Origin of the sequence: Brevibacillus brevis NBRC 100599 (assembly GCF_000010165.1) — a bacterium.
In the GTDB taxonomy this organism is placed as follows: Bacteria; Bacillota; Bacilli; order Brevibacillales; family Brevibacillaceae; genus Brevibacillus; species Brevibacillus brevis_D.
In genome coordinates this window covers 6,096,514-6,110,425 of record NC_012491.1, presented here as the reverse complement: position 1 = coordinate 6,110,425, position 13,912 = coordinate 6,096,514, and the positions used below count along the sequence as shown (strand labels likewise).

13 protein-coding genes are annotated in these 13,912 nt (G+C 50.2%); 6 read left to right on the top strand and 7 right to left on the bottom strand.

What is annotated here, in order from left to right:
• Positions 1-90 precede the first annotated feature (90 nt).
• Complete coding sequence (locus tag BBR47_RS28800; protein WP_015893929.1) at positions 91-516, bottom strand: MarR family winged helix-turn-helix transcriptional regulator; 426 nt, start codon at positions 514-516, stop codon at positions 91-93.
• Between the two features lie 168 nt (positions 517-684).
• Here BBR47_RS28800 and BBR47_RS28795 point away from each other — a divergent pair, with 168 nt between their 5' ends.
• Positions 685-1,338, top strand: a complete 654-nt coding sequence (locus BBR47_RS28795; RefSeq protein WP_015893928.1) for a hypothetical protein — start codon at positions 685-687, stop codon at positions 1,336-1,338.
• A gap of 64 nt (positions 1,339-1,402) precedes the next feature.
• Here the strand turns inward: BBR47_RS28795 and gcvPB are convergent, their stop codons facing one another.
• The 3 genes from gcvPB to BBR47_RS28780 are packed head-to-tail and all read right to left on the bottom strand — an operon-like array spanning position 1,403 to position 5,226.
• The gene (gene gcvPB, locus BBR47_RS28790) at positions 1,403-2,992 is read right to left on the bottom strand and encodes an aminomethyl-transferring glycine dehydrogenase subunit GcvPB (protein ID WP_015893927.1); all 1,590 of its coding nucleotides are present in this window, start codon (positions 2,990-2,992) and stop codon (positions 1,403-1,405) included.
• Between the two features lie 16 nt (positions 2,993-3,008).
• Complete coding sequence (gcvPA, locus tag BBR47_RS28785) at positions 3,009-4,394, bottom strand: aminomethyl-transferring glycine dehydrogenase subunit GcvPA (RefSeq protein WP_015893926.1); 1,386 nt, start codon at positions 4,392-4,394, stop codon at positions 3,009-3,011.
• Positions 4,395-4,443: 49 nt separating this feature from the next.
• A complete protein-coding gene (locus tag BBR47_RS28780) occupies positions 4,444-5,226 on the bottom strand; it encodes an SDR family NAD(P)-dependent oxidoreductase (RefSeq protein ID WP_015893925.1) in 783 nt (260 codons plus the stop codon).
• 252 nt (positions 5,227-5,478) lie between these two features.
• Here BBR47_RS28780 and BBR47_RS28775 point away from each other — a divergent pair, with 252 nt between their 5' ends.
• A complete protein-coding gene (locus BBR47_RS28775; protein ID WP_015893924.1) occupies positions 5,479-7,233 on the top strand; it encodes a sigma-54 interaction domain-containing protein in 1,755 nt (584 codons plus the stop codon).
• 58 nt (positions 7,234-7,291) lie between these two features.
• A complete protein-coding gene (locus BBR47_RS28770; protein WP_015893923.1) occupies positions 7,292-8,068 on the top strand; it encodes an arylamine N-acetyltransferase family protein in 777 nt (258 codons plus the stop codon).
• Between the two features lie 70 nt (positions 8,069-8,138).
• Here BBR47_RS28770 and BBR47_RS28765 read toward each other — a convergent pair whose 3' ends face one another.
• Positions 8,139-9,572 (bottom strand): M23/M56 family metallopeptidase, encoded by a 1,434-nt coding sequence (locus tag BBR47_RS28765; protein ID WP_015893922.1) that lies wholly within the window; start codon positions 9,570-9,572, stop codon positions 8,139-8,141.
• Positions 9,573-9,576: 4 nt separating this feature from the next.
• Positions 9,577-9,951, bottom strand: a complete 375-nt coding sequence (locus BBR47_RS28760) for a BlaI/MecI/CopY family transcriptional regulator (RefSeq protein ID WP_015893921.1) — start codon at positions 9,949-9,951, stop codon at positions 9,577-9,579.
• 112 nt (positions 9,952-10,063) lie between these two features.
• Between BBR47_RS28760 and BBR47_RS31730 the strand changes: the two genes are divergently transcribed.
• Complete coding sequence (locus BBR47_RS31730; RefSeq protein ID WP_015893920.1) at positions 10,064-10,285, top strand: hypothetical protein; 222 nt, start codon at positions 10,064-10,066, stop codon at positions 10,283-10,285.
• A complete protein-coding gene (locus BBR47_RS28755) occupies positions 10,242-10,733 on the top strand; it encodes a class I SAM-dependent methyltransferase (RefSeq protein WP_231850533.1) in 492 nt (163 codons plus the stop codon). Before BBR47_RS31730 ends, BBR47_RS28755 begins: the two co-directional genes overlap by 44 nt.
• Positions 10,734-10,781: 48 nt before the next feature.
• Here BBR47_RS28755 and BBR47_RS28750 read toward each other — a convergent pair whose 3' ends face one another.
• Positions 10,782-12,320 carry a hypothetical protein gene (locus BBR47_RS28750; protein WP_015893918.1) on the bottom strand — a complete coding sequence of 513 codons (1,539 nt, stop codon included), beginning with the start codon at positions 12,318-12,320 and terminating at the stop codon, positions 10,782-10,784.
• Positions 12,321-12,464: 144 nt separating this feature from the next.
• Here BBR47_RS28750 and BBR47_RS28745 point away from each other — a divergent pair, with 144 nt between their 5' ends.
• A complete protein-coding gene (locus BBR47_RS28745) occupies positions 12,465-13,868 on the top strand; it encodes a sigma-54 interaction domain-containing protein (RefSeq protein ID WP_015893917.1) in 1,404 nt (467 codons plus the stop codon).
• Positions 13,869-13,912: the final 44 nt, after the last annotated feature.

Here is a 13,912-nt window from a genome sequence, read left to right as displayed (position 1 = left end):
TATATAATGCGTCCGGAAAGTTGTTATAAATACTGTTGCTACAACAACTAATTATATACAAAAAATAACATCCTGCAATATGTTTTGTTTTTACAAGTTTTTCACGTTCTCATAAATGATATTGAGGGTTCTTCGGAATTGGTTCACTTCTTCTTCGGTCAATCCTGCAATGGTTTTCTCGTACGCTTCAATGGAGGGAGGAAGGACCTCATCTTTTAAAAGTCGCCCTTTTTCCGTCAAATAAACGCGAAGGGAACGGCGATCCTTTTTATCTGTTTCGCGATGAATGAACCCTCTTTCTTCTAGGAGAAAAAGCATCCGCGCGATATTCGTTTTATCTTTATAGGTGCGTTCTGCCAACTCGTTCTGGGTCAGACCTTCTTCTTCCCATAACACGACAAATATCATCCACTGATCGATGGTGATATTATACGGATTGCATACTTTTTGATAATAGTTATTCAGTTTTAAATCCGTTCGTTTCACGATGACGCCGATATACTCATCCAATCTCATTGCGAAACCTCCTAGGTTAGGCAGTCAGGGCAACTGTTGATAAGACAACTATAAGGATGCTTCCGACAAGTGTCAATTTGCCGGGCTGATATGTTGGACGCATGAAAAAGCCAAATTTGCTCAAAATAACAGCGGGATTTAATACTTATCAAAAAGGAGAAGGAATAGATGACTCCAATGCTTAGGAAAGTAACTGTGTTGATGATTTGCGTGGCATTACTTGGTGTGCCGGGAATGGCAGCAGCCAAGGAATCGCAAGGAAATGTAAAGCAGGCAAATTGTATAAGGCCGAAAGAAGTAAAGCTACAGGGCGATATGCGCAGACTCTGGATTGACCACTTGCTGTGGGACCACACCTATATGGTAAGCGCCTTGGCAGGGCTGGAAGACAAAGACGCCGTACAGGCACGTCTCTTGAAAAACCAGGTGGACATCGGGAACGCAATCAAGCCGTATTACGGAGAGGAAGCAGGTAAAAAGCTTACCGAATTGCTGACCGAGCATATTACGATAGGCGGCAAAATCATTGACGCAGCTAAAAAAGGCGATCAGGCTACTGTGGCAAAGCTGGATAAGGACTGGCACCGGAATGCGGATGATATCGCCAAGTTCTTAAGTAGCGCCAACCCTAATTGGAACGAGAAAGAACTAAAAGAGATGATGTACGTGCATCTGAAGCTGCTCACTGATAATCTCCAGGCGAGATTGAGAAAAGACTGGCAATCGGATATTGCTGCGTTTGATCAAGGAGAGGATCATATCATCTCATTGGCGGATGTGCTGACAGCAGGCATCATTAAGCAGTTCCCGAACCAGTTCTAAAAGAACTTCCCTAACAAAAAGAACGCCAGCACTTGTCGTATCCCGTGCTGGCGTTTCTTTCTTTTTATCCTTGTGCCGTCTTTTTCAAATAAGCTCTCCATGTGATGCACCATTGATTAGGATCATCAAGCACGGACTCTAACACACGGTGACCTGTACTATTGTGCGGCGCTGTTTTGACAATCTCCGGATTTTCATAAGCTTCCTGTGAAATATGGGTCAGTGCCGCAACGTATTCGTCGAGCTCTGCCATGGAATAGGACTCTGTCGGTTCCAGCGTAAACGGTTCTGGCACGACGTACGGGTGGTGACTGGTCCAGTAATGGTGGGCAAAGTCGACCATCCGTCGCTGAACATCGTATGTCGTGACGCCCGTGTCTTCTTTTAGCTGCTGCCAGCTGTAGCGAACCTGCTCCAGACGTCTGCCTTGTATATACGGAGCGCTCGCACCGCGGATTTGCAGGATTTTGTGATAAAGATAGTTGTTGTTGAGGCAAGCGATCTCGGCAACTTCTTTCAAGCCGTCAGCACCAAGAGCACGGACCCAAGCGTAAGAGCGCAAGACAGCAGGCGGAACGCCGTAAAAGCTGCGGACTTTTCCGATGCTGTTTTGTAAATCACGATTATAGAAATAACGCTCTCCGTCGAAATCTACGAGCGGTCCTGGCAGGAATGGCGCAAGCTCGGCAGTGACCCCGATGGCGCCTGTGGCAGGTCCGCCGCAAGCGTGTGGGACGGAGAAGGTTTTGTGCAGGTTGAAGAAGCACATGTCAAAGCCAGCTTCCAGCGCGCGGGTAATGCCGAGCAAGCCGTTCGCGTTTGCTTGGTCGTAGCAGCACAGTCCCCCTGCGGCGTGGACGACATCTGTGAACTCCTTGATGCGAGAGTTGTAAATGCCTGTATCCTCTGGATTCGCTACGGCAAAGGCAGCGGTTCGCTCTGAGACGAGGCCCTTTAGCGCTTCCAGATCAGGGTAGCCGTTTTCGTCAGCTGGTACATAAATGATTTTGAAGCCTTTGACTGCGGCCGTTGCGGCTTGGGACGGGTGAGAAAAATGGGTGGTAATAAACTCGTTGCGCTGCTCTCCCTCGCCGCGAGATTCGTGGTATTTGCGCACGATAGAGGCTTGGGTAAACAACGCCTGTGTGCCACTTCCCGGTTGGAACGAGAATTTGTCCATTCCCGATATCTCTCGCAGGTACAGATCGAGCTGATACGTCATCTCCAGCATCCCTTGGACAGTGGACTCGTCTTGCAACGGATGCAGCTCCGCCATTTTCGGCGAGCGCACGAAGCGTTCATTGATTTTCGGGGAGTATTTCATCGTGCAGGTGCCTTGCCCGATCTCTACGTTAAAATCTGACCCCAAAACCTCCTGCGAAATGCGGGAGTAATGACGGATCACGCGGTACTGACTGACCTCGGGAAGGTTTGGCCGTTTTTTTCGGCGCAGGCTGTCTGGCAGCTGAGAGATGCCATCGCCTACGGTCTCTACGATTTGTGGCTCGACGGGTGGTACCTCGACGCCACGCTCACCGGGCTGGCTCAGCTCAAAAATGACAGGCTCATCCCATTTTGCCTGGTGGAAGCGGCGTACCTTATGGTCTCTCGGAATCCGTTTCATTTTGTCGATGGTTCCTTCGGATGTTTTCATGGGCGGTTTCCTCCTTTTACACGATGTTTTTTATGGCGGTGACGAGTGTATCAATATCCTCCTGGGTATGAATCTCCGTGACGCAGTAGAGCGCACATTGACCCAATTCCGGGTAATGTTCAGTCAAATCAACTCCGCCGAAAATTCCTTTGGCGAGAAGCGCAGCGTTGATGTCTTTGACGGTTTTGCCTGTTTGGGAGAAGTCGATCACGAACTCCTTGAAGAATGGAGCGGCGAATTTGGCCTCGACTCCGGGAATGGAAGAGAGCCGTTTGGCGGCGTATTGGGAGCGCTGCATGATGCCTTGCCCGACTTCTTCCATGCCGACAGGTCCCATCGTCGCCAAGTACACGCCTGCGGTAATACCCCATAGCGCGGTTTGCGTTCCGACGGACTCCTTGCCTTTTTCACGTTTGGCAAAAGAGGTGCGGTCGTACGCGACATCTCCGAAGCCGTATTCGCCTTCGACCTCTGTCGGAGCGATTCCAAACAAGCGGGACGGATATTCCATGACGTAGGTCGGATCGTCATGCGTCGCAATAAAGCCGGATTGCCCACCGCCGTAATGCATGTGTACGCCAAGCGGCTGCAAATCTCCGCACACGATGTCCGCGCCGTAATTCGCCGGAGCTTCCATTACGCCAAGAGAGATGGGATCGACGCCGACTACGCAAATGGCACCTGCTGCATGGGCCAAGTCTGCGATTATCTGTCCGTTTACTTCCACAGAGCCGAGGAAGGTCGGGTTTTCGAAATAAACCGCTGCTGTATCTACACTGAGCTTTGCTTTTAGATCATTCAGGTCAAGTCTGCCTGTTTCGTTCTCAAAATCGATCAAGGTGACGGTAAGATCAGGAGACGTATAGTTTTTGATGATCATGAGCTTGTCGGGATGGATATTTTTCGAGACCAACAGCTCGGTGCGTTTGGTGATACGTGCTGCCATGCGCAAAGCGGTAGAAGCGGCCTGTGCCCAGTCAAAAGTCGGAACGTTCACGACATCCATATCGACTAGCTCAGCTACGAGGCTTTGGTACTCGAACAACGCCTGAAAGCGGCCTTTGTCTTCATAAGGCTCACCAGCATAGGCGGTCACAAACTCTGCACGGGAGTTGATTTCATCACAGACAGCCGGAACAAAATGCGGCCAGCAGCCTGCGCCGAGAAAGCTGATATTTTCTTTCGTCGTTTGGTTTTTGTTCATCAGCTGATTGACGTGGCGCTCCAGCTCGTATTCCGTCAAAGCTTTCGGGATATTCATTTTATCTTTTAGGCGCAGCTCCTCGGGAATGTCTGCATAGATATCCTCGATGCTGGAAAAGCCGATTTCGGTAAGCATTTTCTCTTTTACTTCAGGTGCAGAATTCGGAATATACGGGTGGGCATAACGCTGTACGCTCATCTCAGGTTCCTCCACTCTTCGTTCGAATATTCAGTCGTAATGCGAAAAATTAAGCCAAACCGCCGCCGTCGACGACCAGTACGGAACCCGTCACCCAGGATGACAGATCGCTGGCAAAGAACAGGACAGCATTGGCAATATCTTGCGGAGTACCGAGTCGCTCCAACGGACGTCCTTGAGCCGAGGAGGCGAGGAATGCTCCTTCATCCTTTTCTAGCTGACGTGCTTCTTCACGCAACAGAGGTGTGTCGGTATCGCCTGGTGACACGCAATTCACACGGATGTTTTCCGGACCGTGGTCAATCGCCATTGCCCGCGTCAGGTTAACGACGCCTGCTTTTGCCGCGCAGTAGGCCGCCGCCTTGTCACCGCCCTTGATGCCCCAGCCAGAGCCAGTGTTGATGATGCTGCCCCCGCCTGTTTTCGCCATGACAGGGATGACGAATTTGGAGAGGTTGTAAGCACCCTTCAAGGAGACATCGACGACCAGATCCCAATCGTCCTCTTCCAGCTCGACGACCGTCTTTCTTCTGATCACGCCTGCATTGTTGAATAAAATATCGATGCGACCGTACGCTTCCTCGATCGCTTGCGTTACTTCACGACAATCCTGTTGGGAAACTACATTGCATGTAAAATAACGGGCTGACCCGCCCTCTGCTACGATTTCTTGTGCCGCCTTTTCCCCGAGCTCCTCGTTGATATCAAGCAGCATGACGTTTACTCCAAATTGGGCCAGTCGTTTCGCTGTGGCAAGTCCGATACCGGAAGCAGCACCTGTCACCAAGGCTACCTTTCCTTGCAGATGGAATACCTCGTTCGTGTTTACCATGGTTGATCACTCCCCCTAGTTGAAAAGTTTATATTGCAATCACTGTGCCAAGTGCGGAGTGAATCCCGCTGGGTAACATGCTCCTTACTGGATCGCAAAAAACGAGGCTCCGACTGTGTTTCGTACCGTCATGACAGTGACAAAAATGGCAATGAGTTGTCATGATTGGCAAACATCAGTGGCAAAATATTTGTGAACTGTCTAAATATTTCATAAAATAGAGAGTAAGGACAATAAGCAGGGAGGGTATCCATGGTTTCGTTGGATCTGTGCAAACCAGCCATCGAAAAGGTCATTACAAGCATTTCAGATATATTGAACGTGGATGCAGCGGTGATTAACGAGCGCGGCCACTTGGTCGTGAGTACGGAGCGCTACTTGAAACAAAAAGGGGAAAACGTGCATGTGCCCTCGATTGAATTCGTGTTGGCAAAAGGACAGTATGTGGTAGACAAACCCGGCTCCATGGAAATGTGCAAAGGATGCCGTTTTCTCGACAGCTGCCCCGCCAAAGTCGAGCTGCTCTCTTCTATTAAGGTAGCCAATCATGCAATCGGGGTCGTTTCCCTCACATCCTTTACGAAGGAAGGTCAAAATCGCCTGTCCAAGCATACAGAGAGATACCAGCAAATCCTGACAGAAGTCAGCGAGATGATTACGGCAATTGTACAATCCCATGCGACGAGACAGACCGAATCGTCTGATGACTCTATGCGGCTGTTGGAGGGAGCGCTCGATACCGTCGCCGATGCGTATTTCACCTTTGACCGAAGTGGCAATGTCATTCACACGAACGCCAGCGCACGTAGATTGCTGTCCCAGCATGACCTGCTTCCAGCGGAGGTTTCACGGATGCTGCTGCCGTCATTATCCGGGCTGACCGCGCATTCCTTGCCGATCGCCAATTGTCTCGTTGACAAGCTGGATGCTCCGACCGAGGCCACGCCGATCATCGTAAACAATCAACTCATCGGCGGCGTGCTCCGCGTGCAGAGGGGATCGCTAACCGTTCCGCGTTTGATGGATCATCAAGGGAGTCGTTCGCCCGGAAAAGCGGATAGCCTTGCTCAAATCGTGGGAAACAGCCCAGCCATCAAGCAGGTCAAAGAAATGGCGATGAAAATCGGTAACAGCAACTCCACGGTACTGATTACCGGCGAAACAGGGACAGGCAAAGGGCATCTGGCAAAAGCGATTCACGAGGCAAGCACCCGGGCTTACTCCCCGTTTGTCGCCATCAATTGTGCCAGCATTCCGGAAAATCTGTTCGAAAGCGAATTGTTCGGTTACGAGGACGGCGCGTTTACCGGAGCCAAAAAGGGAGGAAAGCCGGGGCGGTTCGAAATGGCAGAGGGAGGTACGCTTTTTCTGGATGAAATCGGCGATATGCCGCTCTCGTTGCAGGCAAAGCTACTGCGCGTCTTGCAAGAAAAGGTCGTGGAACGCATCGGCGGCACGAGGTCGTTTCCCATCCATGTACGAATCATCGCTGCGACGAATCAGAACCTGGAGGAGCTCGTGGAGAAAAAAGCGTTTCGTGCCGATCTGTACTATCGGTTGAACGTCATTCCGATACACGTCCCGTCACTCGCAGAGCGCAAGGAAGACATCGAGCTTTTGGCTGTTTCATTTATGGAAAAGTACGGAGAACAAGCAGGACGCACCTTTTTCGGAATAGCACGAGAAGCGATCAACCTGCTCACACACTATCACTGGCCAGGCAATGTACGGGAGCTGGAAAACGCCATCGAGTACGCCATGAACATGGAGCAAGACACGGTTCTGACTGCGGACAGCTTGCCTCCGCGCCTTCGTGCTCGTCCTCTTGTGGCTCCTTCGCATTCAGGTCCAGCTATCAAAGTGAGGGTCGCCGATGCACAGGCGGACGCCATTCGCGCTTCACTTCAAAAGCACGGCAGTGATTTGAAAGGAAAGCAGCGGGTAGCGGAAGAACTCGGGATTGGGCTCCGCACTTTGTATCGGAAGCTAAAGCTGCTCGGTATTTAAGGAATCGGGCATGAGCTTGGTGTAAACTTATGGGAGAAACAATGTGGGAGGAAGAAGCATGAGTGAGCTGAATGCCTTATTTCGGAAAAGAATCGGCATGCCTGAAAATGAAACGATTACCTTCGATACATTGGATCGCCTCCTTGATCTGACAGCATTGGCGATTCCTTTTGAAAACCTGTGCGTTACAGATGAGCGAACAAGTGTAATCTCCAGACAGTCCATTATGGAGAAGATATTGATCAGAAACGAAGGCGGTCTCTGCTACGAGCTCAATCCGATGCTGTATTTCTTCTTGCTGGAAAATGGCTTTGACGCCCATCTGATTCGCGGCGTTGTTTACAGGCATGACGTTGGCGAGTATTACACGATTGGCCGGACGCATGCCACGATTTTGCTTACACATGAGGGGCAAACGTATTTGCTCGACACGGGCTTCGGCTCGAACCTGCCGTTGAAGCCTGTTCCGTTAACCGGGGAGACCGTGTCTTCGCGCAATGGTGAGTTTCGGATTAAGAAAGAGCAGACGGAGTATGGCGATTATGTACTCGAAATGAAGCTGCGGCACAAGGATACGGACTGGAGGATTGGCTATACGTTTGATTCGCAGAAGCTGGTGACGGATGAAACGGAATTAAACGAGATTCAGACGATTATCGCTGATCATGAACAGTCTCCCTTCAACAAAAGCCCATTGCTTACGCAGTTAACGGAGAGAGGCAATGTTACGTTGACGAACAGTTCTTTTACGCAATGGGTGGATGGTGTTATGACGAAAGAGACAATTGATGAGGAACGGTTTAAAAAGCTGGCGAAGCAGCATTTTGGGTTATAAGAAAAAAGCAGAAGCGATTAAAAACGAAAACCCATCAGATGCTCGTAACCTGATGGGTTTCATCATGAGGTTACTGCTGTGTTTTCGAATTTTCCAGCAGCTTCATCGGATCAACGGGTATTCCATTTTCGAGAACCTGGAAAGCAAGATGCGGTCCCGTGCTGCGTCCCGTACTTCCCAACAGACCAATGAGCTGGCCTTGGGTCACAGTAGTGCCAGCGGTGACCTCCAGCTTTTCCAAATGAGAGTAAACAGTTTGATACCCGCCTGCATGCTCCAGAATGACCTGGTTGCCTTTCCCTGTTTTTGTATCGTATTCAGCCTTGAGTACCTTACCTGTGGCGGCTGCCTGAACGGGCGTATTCAGGTCGTTTAAGATTTGCAAGCCGATCGTTTGATCCATAGGGCTTTTGATTGTACCTTCTGCGGGGACGACGAAGGTCTGCTCGTTCCCTAGCACTTTTTTTGCATCCGTCAAAGTAAAGACGCCTAAAGCCAAGACGACCACGATACCAGATAAGGTCCACGTATACGCCCGTTTTTGAAAGTGACGAATCATTTCTATTCTCCTTTTTACTTGTTTTTTGGAGCTGGAGAACCCGGCTGTGAAGTGAATTTGTTTGGCGTCGGCATACAGCTCGAGCATTTTGATCATGGTGTATCCGTAGCGAGGTACCTCTGTCTCCTGTAAATAAGTCAAAGCCAAGGCATCACAAGCCATTTCCTGATCCTGACGCATGCGAGAAGCGGCGTACCATAACAGCGGGTTGAACCAGTTGAGGATCAGCAGCACGCTCATGATGCTGTTCACAGGAATATCTCGTCTTTTCCAATGCGCCAGCTCATGTAAAAAGATGTGGCGCAGCTCATGCTCATTGAGCTTGTCCAAAAGATTTGCTGGCAGCCAGATTTGCGGTTGCCAGATTCCCATCAAGGCTGGGCTTGTCATCTGATGACTCATGCGCAGGGGAATGGATTTGGAGATGCCCATCTGCTTTTGGCAGTGGGAAAAGACGCGCAAAACAGCTTCATCCTGTACGAACCCATCGCTTTTTAGCTGTGAGAGCAATTGGTATGTACTGCGAGTCATGGTGATAGCGAAGATGGCGACACCGCCGATCCAGATGAGGGAAAGCAGGCTGATCCAGGAAAAGCTCGCTTCGTTTGCAAGAGAGGCATCTGGTTGGAGGGCAGATTCATGCAGATGTAAAGCCTCAGCAGCGAGAACAATCGGTTCCGTAGGCGGGGGCACTTCCTGCATGGATGTCCAAGGCGAAGGAGGCAGCCAGTTATACAAACTGATCGAGCTGTCTATCGACCAAGGAACCGCGAGCTTCCAGAGAAGCAGGAACCATACGGCGTGGTGCCAGCGGATGGAGAAATGCTTTTTGCCGAGCTGCTGGCAGAGCAAGATCAGGAGCACAAGAAGACTAGCCTCGAGGGAGTTATACAGTGTCCACGTAAATGCTTGATTGAGGGTGAGTGTGAACCATTGCCAATCCACCAGCTTATTTCTCCTTTTCGGAAAGGATTTTTTTCAGCTCGTCAATCTCTTGGGAGGATAGCTTTTCCTCTTTTAAAAAGTGAACCAGCATGGGCTTTAAGGCCCCGCCGTACACGCGCTGCAAAAAGGATTGGCGCTCTTGGCGCTTGCATTCTTCCTCAGTGAGCACAGGAGAGTAATAGTAGACGCGATTGACCTGCTCATAGGTGAGAATACCCTTTTGCAACAGGCGGCTGAGCAAGGTTTTGATTGTGTTGTCTTTCCACGTCTTGTTGTCTCGCAGGGCGTGGATGACATCGGCTGCTGTAGCGGGTGACTTTTCCCAGATGACCTTCATAATTTCCCACTCGGCATCCGAGATTCGCGGTTGCTCGTCCATGTAAGACACCTCCCTCGATTACATTTGTAGTCGTTGATTCTGTTTTAAAGATTACACTTGTAGTCATCGGGTGTCAACTATCATTTTGTAAATCCGTTCCAGATGAGCATCGTTGGAAGATGACGAGCGAATTGATACACTGAAGAAAAATCGGATAAAGGCTGTGATAGAGATGAATCTGGCCGAGCAGTTTGGCGATATGGATATTTACTTGTTTGATCAGTTGTTAAAGGGAAGGGTTACGAAGGAAATGCAGATACTCGATGCCGGTTGCGGTTCGGGGCGGAAATTTGGTCTACTTTTTGCGAAATGGCTATCCGGTATATGCGGTTGACCAATCGGTAAAAGCCATCGAGGCTGTACAGCGATTGGCATCGCAACTGGCGCCGAGCTGGTCAGCGGAGCACGCTCGTGTGGAGCCGATTGAGAGCATGAGCTTTGAAAAAGAAAGCTTCGATTTCATCATCAGTAATGCCGTTCTACATTTTGCTGAAAACGAAGAGCATTTTCGCCAGATGCTAGAGGAGCTGTGGCGGGTACTGAAGCCAGGAGGCATTCAATTCATGCGCCTTGCTTCCTCGATCGGGATTGAGGATGCTGTACAGCCACTAGGAAACGAACGTTATTTGTTGCCGGATGGAAGCACTCGTTTTCTCGTAAATGAACGGACGATGGTAGGCATGACGGAAAAACTGCAAGGCGTGTTCCTGGAGCCAATCAAAACGGTGAATGTAGCCGGACAGCGTTGCATGAGTACGTGGGTAATCAAAAAGAATGGCTAAGCACCAAAAGCCGCCTTCCTGTAGGAGAGGCGGCGTCTTTTTTCTCACTCAAAAATCACGTGTCTGATCAAAAATAGTAAAAAGCTCGTCCACATCTACTTCTACACCCGCAGTAGCCAAATTCTGTTTTGCCGACTGAAGCAGCTCATCGAGCACAACGAAAATTTCTTCCCGCTCAACCGTTTCAATAAAGCCAGTCCGGCGATCCATTTTGTTGAAAGTCTCTGTGTACTCTTTTACCAATGCACGCAAAGCAGTTTGTATTTCTACCGCATTTGTAGTGTCTTCGCTGCTTTGCTTTTCGAGCGCGCTGATCGCGGTGTTCATTTTTTTATACAGACTGGCGGCTTTGTTGGCATGGGTTGTTGAGATGTGCTCCCTGCCATCCCAATCGCGAAACGGATTGGTCAAATTATTGGCCAGCCATTCGGGCTTGCGCGGCTTGGTGATGGACAAATCCAGCCCGTTTTTTACTTCTTTTTTATAGGCGGCTTTAATGGTTTTGGCCGCTTCTGCCGGGAGGCTTGTCATCCAGAGACTGGATAGCTTGGGACATTGATCTGGCGAAGGGAACTCATCTCCGGAGAAGCCAAACAGATCGTAGGTCGTAAACGTCAGTAGCTCCTTCAAGTGCTTGATACTGCCCAGATTGCTGAGGGTACCAGGCTTGCCCCGCAGACGGATGTCCTGAAGCGAAGGATAGCGTTGGACGAGTGGCTGCATGTCCAGCTCCACTACATTATGCAGATTGAGACCCCCTAGCTGGTCGAGTCCACGGTGAAGCGGCAGCGAATCTGAGAATGAGGCGGTCAGCCAATGCCCATCCTGCTCGGCTTCTATCAACAGGTTTGATGAAATGTTCTTGCCCAGTATGAGATCTCTTAGACAATCGTTCAGATGCAGTGACTCCAGCCCGTCCGCGTTTTGGAGAGAGAATTTACTGAGACGGCTTCCTGTCAGATATAGAGAGGAGCCATTGGCTTTTTCCAGGTGAAGCTCCAGAATAAACGGATTGCTTTTGACAAAGGCAAGCAAGGAATCGGTAGGCTCCTCTGCATAGATCCTTGTCAGGCAAGGGAGCTTTTCCAATTCTGAGATGTCCGTCAGGCTTCGCAGGATGTCAGCATGAATGACGTTGTTAGATCGGCGCAGGCTCGTTCCGCCCAGCGAAATCATCTGGTCATCCTTTGCGGCCTGTTTAAACTGCTTGCGACGTTCCTCGGGAATTTGATTCCACTTGTGTTGACGGTACAAGCTCCCTCCGACATCCCAACTGCCGTAACTCCTTATCTCTTCTGTCACGAGAGGTGGTACATTTCCTACTTTTATGTAGCCTTTGGGCACCGCTGGATCAACATACATGTGATCGAGCTTGTTGTCCCAGAAGAAGTAGTCGCAATATAAGGGCTTCATCTGGTACAGCTCTGATTCATCAGGCAATGTATCGCTGCTCCAGTCCAGCTCGAGGATACTGATGAGGTTGGATTTACTCGAGCCAGACTCTTTTATCGATGTGACCTGGCAAGCTGCGTACTTTTGCAGCTTCTCGACAAAAACACAGTAGATGTCTCCGACTGTGGGCGTCATTCCTACCATCCTTTCTATCTTGCAGGGCTTGTTATTATCGCCATTTTTACATATTTTTCATAGGTTGTCGTTGTTCTTGCTGTTTTCTATAATGAAAAAATAAACACAGATCGGACATAACGGCGTGTGAGAGGCGGCGAAGAGATGAAGAAAGAAGAGAGCACACAGAAGTGGATGAGCCGCGTATTGGAAGCCATTGTTGAAACGTCTCGCGATCATTTGTTAATCACGGACCATGAGGGGTACATCCGGTTGGTTGGCGATTCGTCCTATGAAGTATACGGCATCGGGAAGGAAGAGCTCTTGGGCAAGAACGTCATCGAGCTGGAAAAAAGGAAGGTCTTTTCTCCATCTGTCACGCGAAAAGTCATGGATGCCAAGACGCCGCAGACGATCATGCAAGAAATACCCGGCGGTCGAAAGCTGATGGTGACGGCATTTCCCGTCTGGAACGAGGATGGCAGCATGCATTCGGTCATCAGCTATTCCCATGACCTGACTGAAATTATGGAATTGAAACGGCGCTACGAAGGTCTTACTGAGCAGCTCAAGCAGTTTGAAACCGAGATTGAGGAGCTGCGCGAAAAGCATCAGGAGGGCTTCGTGGCAGTGAGTCAGCCGATGCAAGCCATTGAGCGTCTCATCAAAAAAGTGGCGGCTGTCGATTCGACTGTCCTGATCCTCGGGGAATCGGGGGTCGGGAAAAATGTGATCGCAAAAGAGATTCATCGCAATAGTCGTCGTGCGGGTGGACAATTCGTGGAGATCAACTGTGGCTCGATCCCGGAGGGCTTGCTGGAATCCGAGCTGTTTGGCTATGAGGCTGGTTCGTTTACAGGAGCCGCCAAGCAGGGCAAGCAAGGGATTATCGAGATGGCGAACCAAGGGACTCTCCTCTTGGATGAGCTGGGGGAACTGCCGCTGACGTTGCAGGCCAAGCTGTTGAAGGTGATTCAAGAAAAACGGCTACAACGCGTTGGGAGCACACAGTACCGCGACGTGGATTTTCGTTTGATTGCCGCCACCAATCGCGATTTGGAGAAGATGGTGAAGGAAGGGAAGTTTCGGCAGGACCTGTATTTTCGCCTGAATGTTGTCCCGATCCACGTCCCGCCTTTACGAAATCGGCCAGAGGATATCGCGGCTCTCCTGAAGCGCGTCGTGCGCTCGCTCAATGAACGCTACGGAATGGACAAGCGTCTGGACCCTGCTGTCACACATGCCTTGATGCAGCACGAGTGGCCCGGCAATGTGCGCGAGCTGGAGAACGTCTTGGAGAGAATGGTGGTCACAGCGGACGAAGAGGTGATCACTCCTTCGCATCTACCTGCGGAAATCAGGTTGGCAGGGGAAGAGCAGGTAGCCATGGAGCCGAGTCTGGCTACTTCCAAGATGTCGCTTCGGGAGGCACTGGAGCAGGTAGAGGAAAAATGGCTGCGCTATGCATCCGAGCACTGCAGGACCACGGGAGAAATCGCGGAGTTTCTCGGCATTAGCCAGCCCTCTGTCGTACGGAAGCTGCAAAAGTATCGGATTCGTTCCAAGTGATTCAAAAATGAATAATTTATTCAAAAATGAATCGAGCATTCTGG

What these genes read in the sequence shown, in the direction of transcription:
- BBR47_RS28760 (WP_015893921.1), bottom strand. Translation starts at nt 9,951, where the DNA reads ATGGACGAGCAACCGCGAATCTCGGATGCCGAGTGGGAAATTATGAAG.
- BBR47_RS28750 (WP_015893918.1), bottom strand. Translation starts at nt 12,320, where the DNA reads ATGACGCCCACAGTCGGAGACATCTACTGTGTTTTTGTCGAGAAGCTG.
- gcvPA (WP_015893926.1), bottom strand. Translation starts at nt 4,394, where the DNA reads ATGAGCGTACAGCGTTATGCCCACCCGTATATTCCGAATTCTGCACCT.
- BBR47_RS28800 (WP_015893929.1), bottom strand. Translation starts at nt 516, where the DNA reads ATGAGATTGGATGAGTATATCGGCGTCATCGTGAAACGAACGGATTTA.
- BBR47_RS28795 (WP_015893928.1), top strand. Translation starts at nt 685, where the DNA reads ATGACTCCAATGCTTAGGAAAGTAACTGTGTTGATGATTTGCGTGGCA.
- BBR47_RS28770 (WP_015893923.1), top strand. Translation starts at nt 7,292, where the DNA reads ATGAGTGAGCTGAATGCCTTATTTCGGAAAAGAATCGGCATGCCTGAA.
- gcvPB (WP_015893927.1), bottom strand. Translation starts at nt 2,992, where the DNA reads ATGAAAACATCCGAAGGAACCATCGACAAAATGAAACGGATTCCGAGA.
- BBR47_RS28775 (WP_015893924.1), top strand. Translation starts at nt 5,479, where the DNA reads ATGGTTTCGTTGGATCTGTGCAAACCAGCCATCGAAAAGGTCATTACA.
- BBR47_RS28745 (WP_015893917.1), top strand. Translation starts at nt 12,465, where the DNA reads ATGAAGAAAGAAGAGAGCACACAGAAGTGGATGAGCCGCGTATTGGAA.
- BBR47_RS28780 (WP_015893925.1), bottom strand. Translation starts at nt 5,226, where the DNA reads ATGGTAAACACGAACGAGGTATTCCATCTGCAAGGAAAGGTAGCCTTG.